Raw genomic sequence first — 16406 nt, 5'->3', positions numbered from 1 at the left:
CCCATGGAGATCAATGAAGTCCTCGCCGTCGCCATGTTCGGCACCTTTATCGCGCTGCTGTTCAGCGGTTACCCGGTCGCCTGGGTCATGGGCGGCGTTGCGATCATCTTTGCCGCCCTGGCGATGGCCGCCGACACCTGGCTCGACAGTTTTATCGGCATCGACTGGAACTATGTTTCTATCGTCGTGCCCCGGATGTGGGATGTGATGACCAACTGGGTCCTGGTGGCCCTGCCGATGTTTGTGTTCATGGGGTTGATGCTGGATCGTTCCGGCGTCGCCGAGGACCTGATGACCAACCTGGCACGGCTGTTCGGCCGGGTTCGCGGCGGCCTTGCCGTGACGGTGACCTTTGTCGGTCTGCTGCTGGCCGCCTCGACCGGCATTATCGGCGCCTCGGTGGTGCTGCTGGCAGTACTCGGGGTCCCGTTGATGATGCGCGAGGGCTACAGCAAGGAGCTGGCCTGCGGCACCGTCTGCTCCACCGGCACCCTCGGCATCCTGATTCCGCCCAGCATCATGCTGGTGATGATGGGGGACCGCATCGGCCTGTCCGTCGGCGATCTGTTCCTGGGGGCACTGTTCCCGGGACTGCTACTGGCTGCCCTCTACGTCATCTATATCCTGGGGTTCGGCTTTCTGCGCCCGCAGGCGGCACCGGTTCCGGCCGATGCCGAGAAGGTCTCTCCGAAGATTCTGCTCAACGTCCTCTGGGCGGTGCTGCCCACCGCTGGTCTAATTCTGGCGGTGCTGGGGTCGATCTTCTTCGGCATCGCCACACCCACCGAAGCTTCCGGTGTCGGCGCCTTGGGTGCCACCCTGCTGGCGTTGAGCAAAGGGCGCTTGTCCGTACAGGTGCTGAAAGAGGTGGGCCAAGAGACCACCAAAACCACCGCCTTTATCTTCGCGCTGCTGCTCGGCGCCACCGGATTCTCGCTGATCCTGCGCGGCCTGGGCGGTGACGAATTGATCGAGAGCACCCTGACCGGACTACCCTTCGGCCCCACCGGGATCGTGATCTGCATTCTGGCGATCACCTTTATTCTCGGTTTCTTCCTGGACTGGATCGAGCTGACCCTGATCATCCTGCCGCTGGTGGCCCCGGTGGTCGCCAATCTGGGCTTCGACCTGGTCTGGTTCACCGTGCTGTTCGCGGTCTGTCTGCAAACCTCGTTCTTAACCCCGCCGGTCGGCTTCGCCCTGTTTTATCTCAAGGGGGTCGCTCCCGAAGGGATCCGGCTCGGCAATATCTACCGCGGCGTACTGCCTTTCATTGCGATCCAGCTGCTGGGTCTGGCCATCGTGTTCTATTGGCAAGGCATCGTCACCTGGTTGCCGGCCGCCGCTTACGCCCCCTGAACCGAGACCATTAACTGATGGGAATCTTCAGCCTCAAATCTGTGCTTTCCCTATTGATCGAAAACGTAGGAGCCAACATGTCTACACAAATCATACTGCCTCGCATCATGCAGGTTGGCGAAGGCGCCAGTAAGGAAATTCCGGGTGTCCTGGCCAGCCTGGGCTGCAAACGTCCGTTGATCATCACCGACAAGATGATGGTGGAGCTGGGCTATGCCAGCCAGATCCAGACCGTGCTGTCGAACCACATGGTGTTCTGCGATGTCTTCGACGACACCGTTCCCGAACCCACCATCGGCTCGATCATGGCCGGGGTGGAGATGGTCCGTGGTGGCGATTACGACGCCATCATCGCGCTGGGTGGCGGTAGCCCCATCGACAGCGCCAAGGCGATCGCCATCCTGGGCAAGCACGGTGGTTCGATGCGCGATTACAAATTCCCGCGCATCGTCAACGAAGCCGGTCTGCCGATTATCGCCATCCCAACCACCGCCGGCACCGGCTCGGAAGCCACTAAATTCACCATCATCACCGATGAAGCCAACGACGAGAAAATGCTCTGTGTCGGCGTCGGCTTTATGCCGGTAGCGGCACTGGTCGACTACAGCCTGACCCTGAGCCTGCCGCCGCGGATCACCGCCGATACCGGCATCGATGCCCTGACCCACGCGATGGAGGCCTACGTCAGCCAGAAGGCCAACGCCTACAGCGATTCCCAGGCATTGGCAGCCATGAGCCTGATCGCACCGAACCTGCGCCGTGCCTACCAAGACGGTAAGGACAAGGCAGCCCGCGAAGCGATGATGCTGGGCTCCACCCTGGCCGGCATCGGCTTCTCCAATGCTTCGGTGGCACTGGTGCACGGCATGAGCCGTCCGATCGGCGCCTTCTTCCATGTGCCCCACGGCCTGTCCAACGCCATGCTGCTGCCCAGCGTCACCGCATTCTCGATCAGTGCTGCCCCGGAGCGCTATGCCGACTGTGCCCGCGCCATGGGGGTTGCCGATGCCAACGACAACACCGACCAGGCCAATCAGAAGCTGCTCGACGAGCTGCATGCGCTGAACGATGAACTGCAGGTCCCGACACCCGAGCAATACGGGATCGATCGCGATCGCTTTATGTCCCTGCTGGATGAGATGGCTAGCCAGGCCCTCAACTCAGGATCTCCCAACAACAATCCGCGTATCCCAACCCATGGCGAGATTGTTGAAATTTACAAAGCCCTTTGGAACTAGGAGTCACTCTATGAAAACCGTTGGACACCTGATCAACAACCGCCCGGTCGCCCTCGAAAACGAGCGCACCACACCGGTCTACAACCCGGCCACCGGTCAACCCAGCAAGAACGTGGCCTTGGCCAGCAAGGCCACCGTCGAAGAAGCCATCGCGGCGGCCGAAGCGGCCTACCCGGCCTGGCGCAGCACCCCGCCGCAAAAGCGTGCGGCGATCATGTTCCGGTTCAAGGAACTACTGCAGCAAAATGCCGAGCGGATCGCCGAGGCGGTCGGTGAAGAGCACGGTAAGATCGGCCACGATGCCGCCGGTGAACTGCAGCGCGGTATCGAGTGTGTCGAGTACGCCTGCTGCGCGCCGGAACTGCTCAAGGGCGAGCACAGCCGCAACGTTGGCCCCGGCATCGACAGCTGGAGCGAATTCCAGGCCTTGGGCGTGGTTGCCGGTATCACCCCGTTCAACTTCCCGGCCATGGTACCGCTGTGGATGTACCCGATGGCGATCGTGTGCGGTAACACCTTTGTGTTGAAACCGTCCGAGCGCAACCCCTCCTCGGCGATGCTGGTTGCCGAGCTGCTGTACGAAGCCGGCCTGCCCGAAGGTGTACTGAACGTGGTTAACGGTGACAAGGAAGCGGTCGACGTACTGCTGACCGATGAGCGCATCAAGGCGGTCAGCTTCGTCGGCTCCACCCCGATCGCCGAGTACATCTACACCACCGCCAATGCCAACGGTAAGCGCTGTCAGGCCCTGGGCGGGGCCAAGAACCACGCCATCGTAATGCCCGATGCCGACATGGATAACGCCGTCAATCAACTGCTGGGGGCCGCCTTCGGCTCCTCCGGTGAGCGCTGCATGGCGTTGTCGGTTGCCGTTGCTGTGGGTGACGAGGCTGCCGACAAACTGGTCGCCAAGATGAGCGAAGCGATGAAGCCGCTGAAGGTCGGTGCCTACACCGACAGCAGCAACGACTTCGGTCCGGTGATCACTCGCCAGCACCAACAGAAGGTGGTCGGTTTCATCGACAGCGCCGAACAGGATGGCGCCAAAGTCGTGGTCGACGGCCGTCACCCTCAGGTCGAAGGCTACGAAGATGGTTTCTTCGTCGGTGCGACCCTGATCGACGGCGTCACCACCGAGATGGAGAGCTACCAGCAGGAGATCTTCGGCCCGGTGCTGCAGGTGGTCCGTGTCAGCAGCATGGAAGAAGCGATGCAGATGATCAACGATCACGAGTACGGCAACGGCACTTGTATCTTCACCCGTGACGGTGAAGCGGCCCGTTACTTCTCCGACAATATCCTAGTCGGCATGGTCGGCATCAACGTTCCGCTGCCGGTACCGGTGGCCTACCACAGCTTCGGGGGCTGGAAGCGCTCCCTGTTCGGCGACCTGCACGCCTACGGCCCGGATGCGGTGCGCTTCTACACCAAGCGCAAGACCATCACCCAGCGCTGGCCGTCCAGTGGTGTCCGTGAAGGGGTGGACTTCTCGTTCCCGTCCTAAGTCCTAAATAGGCGAAACCCGGTTCAGTGATGAACCGGGTTTTTTATGTCTGCTAACCAGGGCGAAATTCAAGGGGTTTCTAATAAAACTCGGTGTTAAGTGCGGCCCTACTCGCCGCTTTCGATCACCGGCGAGTTGACCAGGTCACTGATATCGGCGGCGGCCTGACGCAACTGCGGCTCGAACGCCTTCAGTTCCTCCAGGCTCTTTCTGACCACCGGAACATGAGTGTAGAGGCTGGCGATAAAGTGCCCTTCAGAGTTCTTGATCGGCACCGAGCAGCCCACCATACCGTCGATATACTCCTCATTATCGATGCCCATTTCTTCGTCACGAATCTTCAGCAGCGACTCTTCCAGCGTATCCGGATCGGTAATGGTCGCGCGGGAAAGCCGGTCCAGCGCCAGGCTGTTGATCACCCGATGGCGCATATTCTTAGGCAAGAAGCTCAGATAGAGTTTTCCGCTGGAGGTGCACCACAGCGGCACCCGGCTGCCAGTCTTGAGGTTGAACTGCAACGGCCAGCTGGATTCAACCCGGTCGTAGTAGACCATCTCGGTCCCGTCGGGAATCGCGATACCGCAGGCTTCGTCCAATTCTCGACCCAGGCGCTGCAAGATTGCCTGACGCTGCAGGTGATAGCGACTGGTATGCAACACCCCCAGCGACACCCGGTACAAGCGTTGCCCGGGCACCACCTTGCCGCGCATGTTCATCTGCAGATAGCCGTCGTCCTCGAGCTGTTGAATCAAGCGATGCAGGCTGGCCTTTGGGATCCCCAACATAAAAGACAGATCTGCCGGTGACATCGGTTGTTCAGCTGCCGATATCGCTTCGATGATTTCCATAACCCGAGAGATCGAAGGGCCGCGACCACTACGCTGAGACGACATAATGAATTCCAACTACGTTTACTGAGACACAACGTTCTATTATCGAGAATCACTTGTTAACTCTCAACGCCTGGTAAGCAAATAGCCCAACAAAGATACCGGGGAAATCACTCGCGAACCCCGCATTAAATAGCCCGTTAGCCGTACCCCGAAAATTGCTTGCAGCCGCCGATAGCTCTGTTACCTTCTCTACCCTTGCCTTAATTTCGCTAATCCCAGAGTCTCCTATGGTTGTCCGCGATAAACCCAATGCCTTTCGGCTGTTCTTCACCCTCCGCGGTTCGATCGTACCGAAGATTCTGCCGCAGATTCTGTTTGTCGCGTTGCTGGGCGCCGGTGTTGCCATTGCCCAGCACTACCTCCCCCCGCTGCTGCCCGACTATTCGCCGTTCGCGTTTACCGTGTTGGGTGTGGCTCTGTCGTTGTTTCTGGGGTTTCGCAATAACGCCTGCTACGAGCGCTGGTGGGAAGCACGCAAACAGTGGGGGCAGCTGCTGGTCGATGGCCGCAGTCTGGCGCGCCAGGCCAACGCTTTTCTCGATGATGAGGTCGAGGGAGCCGCAGAGGCGAAAAAACGACTGGTACACCTGACCATCGCCTTCACCCATGCGCTGCGACACCAGCTCCGTCAGACAAATGGTTGGAGCGAGATCGAACCCTATCTCCAGGCCGAGGATCACGAAAGGTTACAACGCTCCCAAAACCTGCCCGACTGCCTGCTGCAACTGCTTGGACAAGAGCTGGGGCGGTGCCGTCGCCAGGGGCTGCTGTCGGATATCCTGATCCAGAACTTTGATGAACGGATCACCTCGATGGCCGGGGTACTGGCCGCCTGCGAGCGGATCCAAAACACCCCGCTGCCGTTCGCCTACATGCTGCTGGTTCATCGAACCGCCTATATCTACTGCCTGCTGCTGCCCTTCGGCGTGGTCAGCGCGCTGGGGGCCTTCACCCCGCTGCTGTGCGCCATCGTCGCGTACACCTTTTTCGGGCTGGATGCGCTGAGTGAAGAGTTGGAGGAGCCTTTTGGTCTATCGTCCAACGACCTGCCGTTGAGCGCCATGTCTCGCACGCTGGAGATCAACCTGCTGGAAGCGATCGGCGAGACCGAGTTACCACCGGCGTTGAAACCGACCGGCCATTGCCTTCAATAATTCGCGCGAATCATCACCGGACGGACAGCTGCGGTTAGGCGCCGAGCCAACCCTGCACGCCTTTGTACAGCACCATCAGCGCCGAGGCGGAACAAACCGCCAGGATCAACGGCTTGGCCGAATTGGCCTGGACCCGGCCGTCCAGCCGGTTGGCCAACCAAAACCCCAATAGCACCCCGGGGAACACCTTCAGACTCAACTCCAGACTGAGCCAATCAACCTGCCCCTCCAGCGCCAGCATCAAGATCGAAGCCGGTGTTCCGATCAGAAAGAAGGCCGCCAATTCATTGCGGGCAACGATCCGGTTCTGTTCCTGATAGACCAACGCGATGGGTGGGCCGCCGACCGAGGTGGCGGTGCCGATCAACCCGGAGAAGAAGCCGCCGATCATCAGGCTAAGCGGCGTTTTGCTGACCCGATACGTACGCCAGCTCAGCAGCACCGCCAGTAGCAGCGTGACACCGAACAGCAGACTGAGGCTGTAGGCGGGAATGGAAACCAGCAACAGGGCACCGAACCAGGAGCCGGGAATCCGCGCCAGGGCCGCCGGCAGGATTCCTAGCCAGCGCAACTGGCTGCGCTCTCGGATCACCAGCAACACCGACAGTGAAAACCCCAGAATCAGAATCGGCCCGGGCACGTAGGCGGGGTCGATCAGGTACAGCAGCGGCGCAGCCAGCAAGCCGAACCCTAGTCCACCCCAGGCCTGCAACATAATGCCAACCGTCACGATCGCGATGGCCAGCAGATCGGCTGCGCTATAGCTCATCAGGGATGCTATATCCAAGTAACCGTCTCTCTGTCTCTCTTCCAGGGGCTGATTTCATCGCCAGCGATTCAGGCTCGCCGGTCTCTCATAACGCATCGTGCATCATGCATCACGGCAGTCCCAAAGATAAGGACGCCTGTCTGCACCGCAGACACAAAAAAGTCGACCTTTCCGATCACTGACAGCAGCAATAGAAAGATCGACTTGGGCAACAGCGACTATGGCTTCAAGCGTTTAGCTTCGGGCAGTTAGCGGCCCCCTGCACCCTGACGCGACAGTTCGCTGTTTTCGACCAGCACACCGGCGCCGATACGGTTGATCTCGTCCCACAGATCCGGGGCGATTTCGATGCCGGACTCGACACTCTGCTGTTTGTTCTTTTCGACCTGCTCGGCACTGATATGGCGTGCGTTACGGTTGCCCTGGGACGCCTGCAGCGACACCGCCAGATCCACCCGCGAGCTACAGATGATCGTCAGCGCCTGCTTGTCGTCGGTGCTGGCCGGAAGATCGGTGGTGGCTTCGCTGTAGCTGGGATAGCGCTCGCCGGCCTTGATCGCCGCCGCATGCTCGGTCACCGGCCCACTGCCATTCTGCCAGTAAGCGGCGACGCTGATGCCACAACGGCCGCGGTCGGTCAGCGCCTTGAGGATAAACTTGCGGTTATGGCAGTTATGCACGGTCACCGTCGCAATCCCGTTTTCCAGCGCCTTGGCGTGAGCCAGATCGACCGACGCGGCGATGCAGTTCAACGCGCTGCGACCGTGGCTATCGATGATAGCCGAGGTGCTGTCTTCGTAGATCACACTACTGAGTTCTTTTTCACGATCCTCATCGATATAGGGCAAGCCGCGTTTGAGCTCGCCCAACCCATTCAGGCCGTGTTTTTCCAGCCACAGAATCATGTTGGCCGCATCTTCGTAGTTACCGACAAAGTACTGCGAGGCTTCAAAGCAGCGCCGCAGCGCCGCCTTCAGTTCATTCATGGAGATATTCATTAGTGCTGTCCCGATTGAAGAGGCGCTAAGGGCATAAACCAGTCATCGTTAAACGGCTTACCGATATCTTCCAGCAGCGGTGCGCCCTGGAACATGGTGTTGCGGACCCAAAGCCGCGAGCGGGGATCAAACTTACCCACCCCGAAGAACGCCAGTTTGCAGCGCAACAGGTGCATCGGCAGGATATTACGATCCAGCAGGTTGGCCTGGATATCGCCGTAGACGCAGCGACTCATGCTCTGAATCCGACGCACGATGCCACGCATTTTCGGTCGCGCCACCATAAAACGGGCGGTGGTGTGTTCGGGGTGCTCGGCGATATAGCTGCACAGTTGCTCGTAGCACTTGCTGACCGCGTAACCGACCCCCAGCGCCATCTGCTTCTGCTTGGCTTCGGCATCGGCAACGCTGCCCAGACGGGGTTCCATCTTCTCTTCGGAACGGTACCAGCAGGTCTCGCGGGCACCCTCGGCCGTGAAGTCGATCTCCAGAGCCCAGGCGTAGCGGGTCTCGATAATCTGCTTGAGCTCTTGCAGCGGCATCAGCGGATCGAGATCCAGGTTCTCTTCGGCGGCGTGGAAGTCTTCCAGCTCATCCACCAGCTCCGGGTAGATCTCCATCGCGATCGACACCAGCATCTCCTGCCCCTGCAGCGAGCAGTTGGCTTCGCTCCATCCCAGCAGCGCATCCCAGTTGTCGAAACCTGCAGCCGTGTGCTGCTGCAGCGCGGCCAGATCCTCCAGCACCAAGCGGTTGTTGTCGGTCTGCCAGTCGTCTTCGGTGACGGTGTCGCGGGTATGTTGGGCGCAGCGCTCGATCAGGCTGCTCAGCTCCTGTTGTACCCGGCTGTTGACGCAACCCAGCGCACGGATACGGGCCAGCGCCAGTTCACGCATCTCAACCCATTGGTTGATCAATAACGGATGGTTGACCAGATAGGGCGCCATCCCCAGGCCGGTCGAGTTACCGATACCGAAGTAGCGCTTGATGTCGTCCTGCATCGGCTGGAAGCGCTGCGGGGATTTGTGGCGGGCAATGTGCTCGGCCTGCAGCAGGCTGAAGTTACGCAGCATCAGGCAGACGAACATCTCACCGGCAAACGGGCGGGCAAAGTCTTGGTGCTTTTCGCGCACCTTTTCCCAATCGGCCATGCCCAGCTTACCGCTGCCGTAGACCGCGGTGGTGCGGTAGAGGTAACCGACATTCTTGATCCGCTCGATATCCGGCTGCTGGCCGTTGGCCAGTTGCTCCACCACGTAATCGAAGTTACGCGCACTGCGGTTGGCCCGCGACAGCACGAAAACCCGGGCATCGACCCGCCCGGCTTCCTGCTTGGGCACATTCTGACGCAGCTGCTCCAGATAGTCGGCCTCGACACGTCCCTCAACCAGCGCCATCGTCAGGTCCCACTTGGTGGCGATAACCCGGTCGTTACGCTCTTCCGGAGACAGGTAGTCGGAGAACAGCACAAAGCTATACAAGCCGTTGGGGGCCTGGACCTCGTAGATCACGGTACCGTAGCCATCAGCATCGAGCTCAAATTTAACCGGCTCGATGGCCCAACGCTCGCGCATAATCCGGCGGATCAAGGTGCGCATAAAGCTCAAGCGACTCTGGTGCATCGCTCCCAGCCGCTCCAGATCCATAACTTGACTCGGCGGCCTTAACGGCAGCGCATGCTCACCCCGCATGGAGGCTTGGATGGCGGTGGTAGTCGTCATTATTGTTATCCTCTTAAGCTACACATCAGTATGGATAAGCTTGCGAATTTCAGCATCGGTTTCGGGCCGCTATCGCTTCACGACAGCCATCGCCTGGTTAGAAACCATCGAGCAACATGAGTTGCATCGATCGACTGCTAAACGGCGATTCCGATGTTGTACACCAGACGCGTTTTGCTTGTGTTGTGTGCCTCATTGTTGACCGGAAAACTAATTCCACTCAAATCAAAAGGATAAATCGTTCGATAATTGAAACTTATCGAATGATGTTTTGTAATTATTTTTCCTTAGCGGAAGCAATGATTTAATGACTGACAGCATGCTATGGCTTGAGGCGGCATGACCAACTACCGATCTAGATTGGCAGTTGATTGGATATCAGTGAGGGGATCAGATAGACCAGGTTCAGACTCGAGCTGGATTGACTGAGGTTCCTGATACGCTGGAGACCACTCTGCCAGCATGACGCGCATCGGGCAGAAACGGACATCGATTGCGGAGGCAGCTATCGGCACGATAGCAGACATCGTGGAGCCATCACTAAACCTTCTGCAATGCGAACTAAGCAGCCTGTTAGACGCCCCTAATATTCATTCAGATCACGCATTTCTGATTCCTCAAAGCGGACAGCTTGTAGCACCCGTTGGAATGATTCCAGCTGCGACACAGCTGTCATCACTAATGACGACAGGACCCTCAATATTCAGCAGGACAAGGCTTCAACGAGCCCGTCTTTCGCTTCGCCCTACAGAGCTACAGCAATCTGTAAAAAGACGTACCCAGGACAGCAACCCCTTTCCTCAGAACAGTTTATCAACCACCAGACTTGAGATTGCGTGATCCTGCGCACCCATGCTGGTCAAATCAACCAAGGTGAGTTTCGAGGATTCAAAGCCCTCAGCCGATCTCTTGCCTGCCAAGAGATCACAAAACGAAACATCAGCTTCGATCTCTTGCTAAGGAATGATCCGCACCGTAGCAGGTCCTATTTTGAATACTCAGGAAAATAAACCTCTAGATGCTCACGCATCGCGGCCAATCCCTGCTTGAATACCGAGTCTCGCCCGAATCCAATCCGAAAACGATCTTGTGGCACCTCGCTCAGCTCTGATGCATATATAGACGCTGGCAACAAAAGCACACCGCTGTCTTCAAGCAACGACTTACAGAAGGCTTCCACACCTCCGGGACCAATAAAACGAGGGAAAGCCACGCAGCCACCTTGCGGCCTTTGCCATTCAACCAGTCCCGTGAAATCTTCTAAGAGCTGTTCAAGTTGCAAGACGTTTTCCTGCATTAAGCTTCGGTTTCTTGCGAGTATCCTGTCACGATTTTTTAACGCAATGATCCCCAGTACTTCGGATGGAGCCGAGTTGCAAATGGACAAAAAGTGTTTGTATCGCTCCACTTTCTGCAGCACCGCTTTATCTTGTGACGCAATCCAGCCGATTCGAAGGCCCGGTAGCCCATAGGCTTTGGAGAGGACATTCAGGGAGATACCCTTCTCATAAACGTCCGCAATCTGCGGCATCTGTTGTTCAATATCTAGCTCCACCCCCCGATACACTTCATCGGAGAAAATGTAGATCCCATGCTCACGACACAGCTCAATCAGTTCCTTCAATTCGTTTGTGCTTAGCAGAAGCCCGGTAGGGTTGTGAGGAAAATTTAGCGATATCAACTTGGTATTGGGTCGTATAGCGGCCTTGATAGCATCCAGATCAAGCCGCCATTCAGGGTGATCCGTACCTCCTTCTCTAATCAACAGTGGCACACCAGTCACATCGCAAACCGACAACGGCACAGTTTCTGCGCTCTGATAGTTGGGTGTGGGTACTATGACATGATCATCTGACGTGAGTAGACACTTAGAGACGACATATATTCCCTCTCCCGCACCAGCCAGACAGAGAATATTTTCCTCTTCCAAGGCCTCATAGGTTTTTGCGATCTCAAACCTAAGGTCAGGAGCTCCCCAGGTTTCGGTATACCCAAGCCACAGTTGTTCAAAGCCCTCGCGATCTTCTTCTGATGCCATGGCCAGAAGCTCCGACAACTTCATGCTCTCAAGGTCTGAAGCCGTCATGTGGTGCCTCGCCTTGAATTCCCAGCGAGAAAAAAACACCTCTAACCCGAAATCCCGCATTGGTTTTCGTGAAGTTGCCATATCAGGTTCACTCCTGCTCAATAGTTTAAGGTCAACGGTGACGAGCTTCCCGCAGCAGGTCATAAAGACTTGCACGAGAGGTGCCAGGGGCAGCTATGCGATTCAGCGTTGTGATTGGCAGATCCTGCGACATGGCAGACATGTGCAGTGATTGATAATCTACACAGTCTTAGGAAAGCTGGTTGTAACTCCCTTCACGAAGAAAGAAGCTACAACGTTCAGGACTATACTTGCTCGCTTGGGTGCCCCCACATTAAAGGAGCTGAGTAAGGGCCCGATATACTGGAAGAAGACTCTCCTACCCCGTCTAAAGCGCCTTTCGTCAGCTCACGAGCAAACCAGCATTCAAGTGGAGCCTGAGTCCTCACTGGAGGTAGAACTTTGTGAGGAGTGTTATAACGATTAGCATAGTGATGGGGCTCACCCATAACAAAGATAACATCCGCATCTAACTGTTTTTCTGCTTCATCCATAAGCCTAGTAGCGTACCCTTTTCCTTGGAATTCAGGTAATACAGCCAGCGGGGCTAATACGTAGCATTTTAAGTGCGGAGCAGCATCAATTGTAATCGGAGTATAGCAAGCGTGAGCGACGCCTTCATATATAATCGAAAAGCTGCCATCTTCAATTAAAGCGTTAGCTAAGTCTCCATATAGTTTTGCGTGTCTATCGTCATAGAGACCTCCAGCTTTTGAGAAGGCTTCATATTGTATTTGATAAGGTGTCATCATTATTAGTACTCCTTGTCGAAAAGGTAGAGTAATTAAAATCGCATTAAGTAATACAGAGCGCTATCTCTGCATCATCTGAGATTGGACCGAATTAGCTCCTAGCTTGGTAATGCGATAAGGCTGCCCATTTTTCGAGCTAATCAGCTTCTTTATTTTTAAGCGACGGAAAGTGTCAATTGTTAAGCTCGCAAGAATGTGACCTTCTCTTGTATAACAAGTGGCGTCTTGAACTTTTCCACTCTCTTTACGCTGGTAGCGAATCAAACCACCAAGTGCGAGGACATGAAGAACACGCTGTTCTTGCTTTGATATATTCACGTGAATACCTCAACTTTTTGTATTGCGCATGCAAGCACCTTAAGTGAGACACTTAAGGTGGTTTTAGGTTACTGGCCGGTTCGGTCAGTGATTGGGTGGGATACTTGCTACTTAACGCTCAAAAAAGCTGGTCCCTCGTGTTCAATGTAATGCTATTTGTATTTGTTTATCAGTTGTTTTCTGATTTCTTCAAGGGGGAAGTCATCATAAAAATATAGGTAGTTCAGAGCGATACCATTTATTTCCGAAACAAATACATGAGTTAAAGTTTTACTGTTGTCTTCAGATATTCTTTTGAAAATATCGTCAGTTGTATCAAAAAGCATAGAGTTTCTTTCATTAATGAGGTCGCTCAAAATCTCTCTTGTAGCAGGTTGAAGCATCACATTAAGATTGAATTTATATAGCTTTCGGTGCTCACTCATTGAGCTAAGAATCGCTTCAATCAAAGCCGCCAGCCTTTCTTTAGGATCTCTGACCTTTTCGTGAGGCTTCCCAATGTTACCTATCATCTCCGTTGTGCGAATGAAGATAGCTCTGAGCAAAACATTTTTATTTTTGAAATGATGAAATACTAACCCTTTAGATACACCAGCTCTTTCGCAGATTGCAGATACAGGAGTTTTTTCAAAACCTTCCTTTGCAAAAAGATCAATAGCAACATCCAAGATCAGTTCTTTCTTATTCATCAATTCTTATAACTCTACAACCGGCTGATAGACTGACCGGCCGGTCAGTCGGTACTCATACTAATATCTCCACTAGACATAAGTCAAGACTATGCACTCGAGCTAAATGATGTATAGATTTATGCTGATGTCCGAAAAGTTCCCGTTACAGGCATAAGGCCGGTGTAGAAAAGTGTCCGCTTTTGGATTTCCGCCTGCCGTGCCTGCAAATGAATATCAGCAAGTTCTAACAGGCCGGTATGGGGCCAGAAGTAGACCCCTACGCTGGTTTCTTGGACGCCCGCTTTGGTGCGAAATCTGCCGCTCAGATAAAACTCGCTAAGCATCCGTTATTCTCGTAGCTATCCAACCAAACTAGCCAGCCAATACCGAGATCTATCAGGCCCGATCAATCCTGCTGCGACTGATCATCCTGCTGGCTTCTGGCAAGAATAAAGTCCACTAGCGCTTTGGCCGGTGGGGTCAGCGACCGGCTATTGAGGGTTACGATTCCGATTCTTCGTATTACCGTCGGCGTTTTCAGCGGAATAAACTTCAGCGTCTTGCTCTCTTGCGGGAAGGCGTACCAGGGTAATGTGGTGACACCGAAGCCCGCCTCCAGCATCGCGATCAAGGAGATCATGTTGGAGATATAAAACTGGGAGGCGCCCAGCAGCGGTCGGGCTTCGCTGTCTTCCAGCAGCCGTGAGGTGCCGTTGCCGATTAAGCGGTGCTTTCGCAACTCCTTCCAGTGAAGTTCGGTACTGTCGGCCAGCGGGTGGTCGTTGGGGCAGACCACGCCGATCCGATCCTCCCAGATCGGGATAAAGGTTTTGTCGGTGTGCTCCTGCTCATGGAACAGGTGGGCGATGCCGAAATCGACCTTCTGCTCCTCGACCATTTTCAGCACCGCGTTGGAGTTGTCGTCGAAGAAGCTGACATGCAGGTCCGGGGTTTCGCCGACAAACTCCGACAACAGCGCCGGCAGCACCCGACTGGCGATCGACGGCACCGAGGCCAAGCGCAGATGGCCGGTCTTATTCTCCGCCAGCAGCACCATATCCTCGACGACACGATCGTGATGGGCGATCAGCTCCTTGGCCTGGAGCAGAAACTGTTGGCCAAAGGGGGTCAGCTCGGCCCGGGTGGTTTTCTGGTTCAGCTTTTCAAACAGCGCCTCCCCCAGTTTGCCTTCCAGATCCTTAATCGACAGCGAGATCGCCGGCTGCGAACGGTGGGCCTTCTCGGCCGCCGCATGAAACCCCTTCAGCTCGGCGACCCAAACAAAGTGGCGAAGTTGAGCAATCTTGAATTCGGGCAACATGTTACCGGCTCCTGGTAAGTAAACCTTATCGGCGAATAGATATTATCAATTTTTATTATTACAGCACGACTCCTATGATGGATCCATCACTAATCGGGAGGTCACTATGTCTGATTCTGTTTTTCGTAATTTCATCGCCGGCGAGTGGGTCGAAGGCAATAACGGGAGCGTCGCCAACGTTAGCCCCGCGGATACCAGCGATGTCATCGGCCATTACTCCCAAGCCGATAGCGCCCAAACCGAAGCCGCTATCGCCGCCGCAGCCGCCGGCCAAGTCGAGTGGGCCAAGAGCGGTCTGGAACAACGTTACTCCGTATTGATGGCGATCGGCGACGAGCTGATCGAGCGCAAGGACGAGCTGGGTGAAATCCTGGCCCGTGAAGAGGGCAAGACCCTGGCCGAGGGTGTCGGTGAGACCTACCGCTCCGGTCAGTTCTTCCATTACTACGCTGCCGAAGTGCTGCGTCAGATGGGCGAAACCGCCGATTCCGTCCGTCCCGGCATCGAGATCGAGACCCGCCGTGAACCGGTCGGTGTTGTCGGCATCATCACACCCTGGAACTTCCCCACCGCCACCGGTGCCTGGAAGATTGCCCCGGCGCTGGCGTTCGGTAACGCCATCGTCTGGAAACCGGCCAACCAGGTCCCGGCCTCTGCCTGGGCGCTGACCGAGATCATCTCCCGTCAGGGTCTGCCGGCCGGTACTTTCAACCTGGTCATGGGCCCGGGCTCGCAGGTTGGCGACGTGCTGATCAACTCCCGTGGCATCAACGCCCTGACCTTCACCGGCTCGCTGGAGACCGGTCGCAAGGTGGCCGCCGCGACCGCCGTCAACCTGGTCAAATGCCAGCTGGAGATGGGTAGCAAGAACGCCCTGGTGGTACTGGATGACGCCGATCTGGCCAATGCCGTTGAGTGTGCCGTCGGCGGCGCCTACGGCGGTACCGGTCAGAAATGCACCGCCTCTTCCCGCCTGATCGTCACCGAAGGGATCCACGATCGCTTCGTCGACGCGATGGTTGAACGGATGAAGAAGCTGGTGGTGGGTCACCCGCTCAAGGAAGGCGTCCATATCGGCGCGGTCGCCGATGCCCGCCAGATGGAACAGAACCTGGAGTACCTGGAGCTGGCCAAGAAAGAAGGCGGCAAGCTGGTCTACGGCGGTGAAGTATTGAGCGAAGAGAAGGAAGGCTACTACCTGCAGCCGGCGCTGTTCACCGAGACTACCAACGCCATGACCATCAACCGCGAAGAGGCCTTCGCCCCGATCGCCTGTGTGATCAAGGTGAAAGACTACGACGAGGCCCTGGCGACCCTGAACGATACCAACTTCGGTCTGACCGGCGGTATCTGCACCCAGTCGCTGAAATACGCCTCCGACTTCAAGCGCAACGCCAAGACCGGCTGCGTGATGGTCAACCTGCCGACTGCGGGTACCGACTACCACGTCCCGTTCGGCGGCCGTAAGGATTCCAGCTTTGGCCCACGTGAACAGGGAACCTATGCCAAAGAGTTTTACACCGTTGTGAAGACAACCTACATCAGCGCCTGATTCGGATCAG

14 protein-coding genes are annotated in these 16406 nt (G+C 56.2%); 5 read left to right on the top strand and 9 right to left on the bottom strand.

Going from position 1 to position 16406, the window contains the following annotated elements; translation table 11 throughout:
* Window positions 1–3 precede the first annotated feature (3 nt).
* From ACO05M_RS11175 to ACO05M_RS11165, 3 genes are all read left to right on the top strand, one after another.
* Window positions 4–1359 (top strand): TRAP transporter large permease, encoded by a 1356-nt coding sequence (locus ACO05M_RS11175; protein WP_421862579.1) that lies wholly within the window; start codon window positions 4–6, stop codon window positions 1357–1359.
* Window positions 1360–1436: 77 nt separating this feature from the next.
* Entirely contained in the window at window positions 1437–2597 is a 1161-nt protein-coding gene (locus ACO05M_RS11170) for an iron-containing alcohol dehydrogenase (RefSeq protein WP_421862577.1), read from the top strand.
* A gap of 10 nt (window positions 2598–2607) precedes the next feature.
* Window positions 2608–4101, top strand: coding sequence for a CoA-acylating methylmalonate-semialdehyde dehydrogenase (locus tag ACO05M_RS11165; protein ID WP_421862574.1), 1494 nt, complete (start codon window positions 2608–2610; stop codon window positions 4099–4101).
* A gap of 107 nt (window positions 4102–4208) precedes the next feature.
* On the opposite strand, the gene ACO05M_RS11160 is transcribed toward ACO05M_RS11165, so the two are convergent.
* Window positions 4209–4994, bottom strand: coding sequence for an IclR family transcriptional regulator (locus ACO05M_RS11160; RefSeq protein WP_421862571.1), 786 nt, complete (start codon window positions 4992–4994; stop codon window positions 4209–4211).
* A gap of 227 nt (window positions 4995–5221) precedes the next feature.
* Here ACO05M_RS11160 and ACO05M_RS11155 point away from each other — a divergent pair, with 227 nt between their 5' ends.
* Window positions 5222–6148, top strand: a complete 927-nt coding sequence (locus ACO05M_RS11155; protein ID WP_421862568.1) for a bestrophin family protein — start codon at window positions 5222–5224, stop codon at window positions 6146–6148.
* Between the two features lie 34 nt (window positions 6149–6182).
* Here ACO05M_RS11155 and ACO05M_RS11150 read toward each other — a convergent pair whose 3' ends face one another.
* From ACO05M_RS11150 to ACO05M_RS11115, 8 genes are all read right to left on the bottom strand, one after another.
* The gene (locus ACO05M_RS11150; RefSeq protein ID WP_421862565.1) at window positions 6183–6917 is read right to left on the bottom strand and encodes a sulfite exporter TauE/SafE family protein; all 735 of its coding nucleotides are present in this window, start codon (window positions 6915–6917) and stop codon (window positions 6183–6185) included.
* Window positions 6918–7165: 248 nt separating this feature from the next.
* Window positions 7166–7915, bottom strand: a complete 750-nt coding sequence (locus ACO05M_RS11145) for a DUF3726 domain-containing protein (protein WP_421862563.1) — start codon at window positions 7913–7915, stop codon at window positions 7166–7168.
* On the bottom strand, window positions 7915–9636 hold the full coding sequence (locus ACO05M_RS11140) for a hypothetical protein (RefSeq protein WP_421862560.1): 1722 nt from the start codon (window positions 9634–9636) through the stop codon (window positions 7915–7917). The genes ACO05M_RS11145 and ACO05M_RS11140 overlap by 1 nt, the downstream gene beginning before the upstream one ends.
* Before the next feature lie 985 nt (window positions 9637–10621).
* Window positions 10622–11803: an aminotransferase class I/II-fold pyridoxal phosphate-dependent enzyme gene (locus ACO05M_RS11135; RefSeq protein ID WP_421862557.1), complete on the bottom strand. Its 1182-nt coding sequence runs from the start codon at window positions 11801–11803 to the stop codon at window positions 10622–10624.
* A 224-nt stretch (window positions 11804–12027) separates the two neighbouring features.
* The gene (locus tag ACO05M_RS11130; protein ID WP_421862554.1) at window positions 12028–12534 is read right to left on the bottom strand and encodes a GNAT family N-acetyltransferase; all 507 of its coding nucleotides are present in this window, start codon (window positions 12532–12534) and stop codon (window positions 12028–12030) included.
* A gap of 60 nt (window positions 12535–12594) precedes the next feature.
* On the bottom strand, window positions 12595–12852 hold the full coding sequence (locus tag ACO05M_RS11125) for a YjhX family toxin (protein WP_421862551.1): 258 nt from the start codon (window positions 12850–12852) through the stop codon (window positions 12595–12597).
* Window positions 12853–13004: 152 nt separating this feature from the next.
* Complete coding sequence (locus tag ACO05M_RS11120; RefSeq protein ID WP_421862548.1) at window positions 13005–13541, bottom strand: TetR/AcrR family transcriptional regulator; 537 nt, start codon at window positions 13539–13541, stop codon at window positions 13005–13007.
* Window positions 13542–13929: 388 nt separating this feature from the next.
* Window positions 13930–14844, bottom strand: coding sequence for a LysR family transcriptional regulator (locus ACO05M_RS11115; protein WP_421862544.1), 915 nt, complete (start codon window positions 14842–14844; stop codon window positions 13930–13932).
* A gap of 106 nt (window positions 14845–14950) precedes the next feature.
* Here ACO05M_RS11115 and ACO05M_RS11110 point away from each other — a divergent pair, with 106 nt between their 5' ends.
* The gene (locus tag ACO05M_RS11110; RefSeq protein WP_421862541.1) at window positions 14951–16396 is read left to right on the top strand and encodes an aldehyde dehydrogenase family protein; all 1446 of its coding nucleotides are present in this window, start codon (window positions 14951–14953) and stop codon (window positions 16394–16396) included.
* Window positions 16397–16406 lie beyond the last annotated feature (10 nt).

This window comes from Motiliproteus sp. (assembly GCF_965230735.1).
Classification (GTDB): Bacteria; Pseudomonadota; Gammaproteobacteria; order Pseudomonadales; family Balneatricaceae; genus Motiliproteus.
This window is presented reverse-complemented; position numbering and strand designations above follow the sequence as displayed.

Coding starts and splice junctions, on each gene's coding strand:
- ACO05M_RS11175 (WP_421862579.1), top strand. CDS start 4: ATGGAGATCAATGAAGTCCTCGCCGTCGCCATGTTCGGCACCTTTATC.
- ACO05M_RS11170 (WP_421862577.1), top strand. CDS start 1,437: ATGTCTACACAAATCATACTGCCTCGCATCATGCAGGTTGGCGAAGGC.
- ACO05M_RS11165 (WP_421862574.1), top strand. CDS start 2,608: ATGAAAACCGTTGGACACCTGATCAACAACCGCCCGGTCGCCCTCGAA.
- ACO05M_RS11160 (WP_421862571.1), bottom strand. CDS start 4,994: ATGTCGTCTCAGCGTAGTGGTCGCGGCCCTTCGATCTCTCGGGTTATG.
- ACO05M_RS11155 (WP_421862568.1), top strand. CDS start 5,222: ATGGTTGTCCGCGATAAACCCAATGCCTTTCGGCTGTTCTTCACCCTC.
- ACO05M_RS11150 (WP_421862565.1), bottom strand. CDS start 6,917: ATGAGCTATAGCGCAGCCGATCTGCTGGCCATCGCGATCGTGACGGTT.
- ACO05M_RS11145 (WP_421862563.1), bottom strand. CDS start 7,915: ATGAATATCTCCATGAATGAACTGAAGGCGGCGCTGCGGCGCTGCTTT.
- ACO05M_RS11140 (WP_421862560.1), bottom strand. CDS start 9,636: ATGACGACTACCACCGCCATCCAAGCCTCCATGCGGGGTGAGCATGCG.
- ACO05M_RS11135 (WP_421862557.1), bottom strand. CDS start 11,803: ATGGCAACTTCACGAAAACCAATGCGGGATTTCGGGTTAGAGGTGTTT.
- ACO05M_RS11130 (WP_421862554.1), bottom strand. CDS start 12,534: ATGATGACACCTTATCAAATACAATATGAAGCCTTCTCAAAAGCTGGA.
- ACO05M_RS11120 (WP_421862548.1), bottom strand. CDS start 13,541: ATGAATAAGAAAGAACTGATCTTGGATGTTGCTATTGATCTTTTTGCA.
- ACO05M_RS11115 (WP_421862544.1), bottom strand. CDS start 14,844: ATGTTGCCCGAATTCAAGATTGCTCAACTTCGCCACTTTGTTTGGGTC.
- ACO05M_RS11110 (WP_421862541.1), top strand. CDS start 14,951: ATGTCTGATTCTGTTTTTCGTAATTTCATCGCCGGCGAGTGGGTCGAA.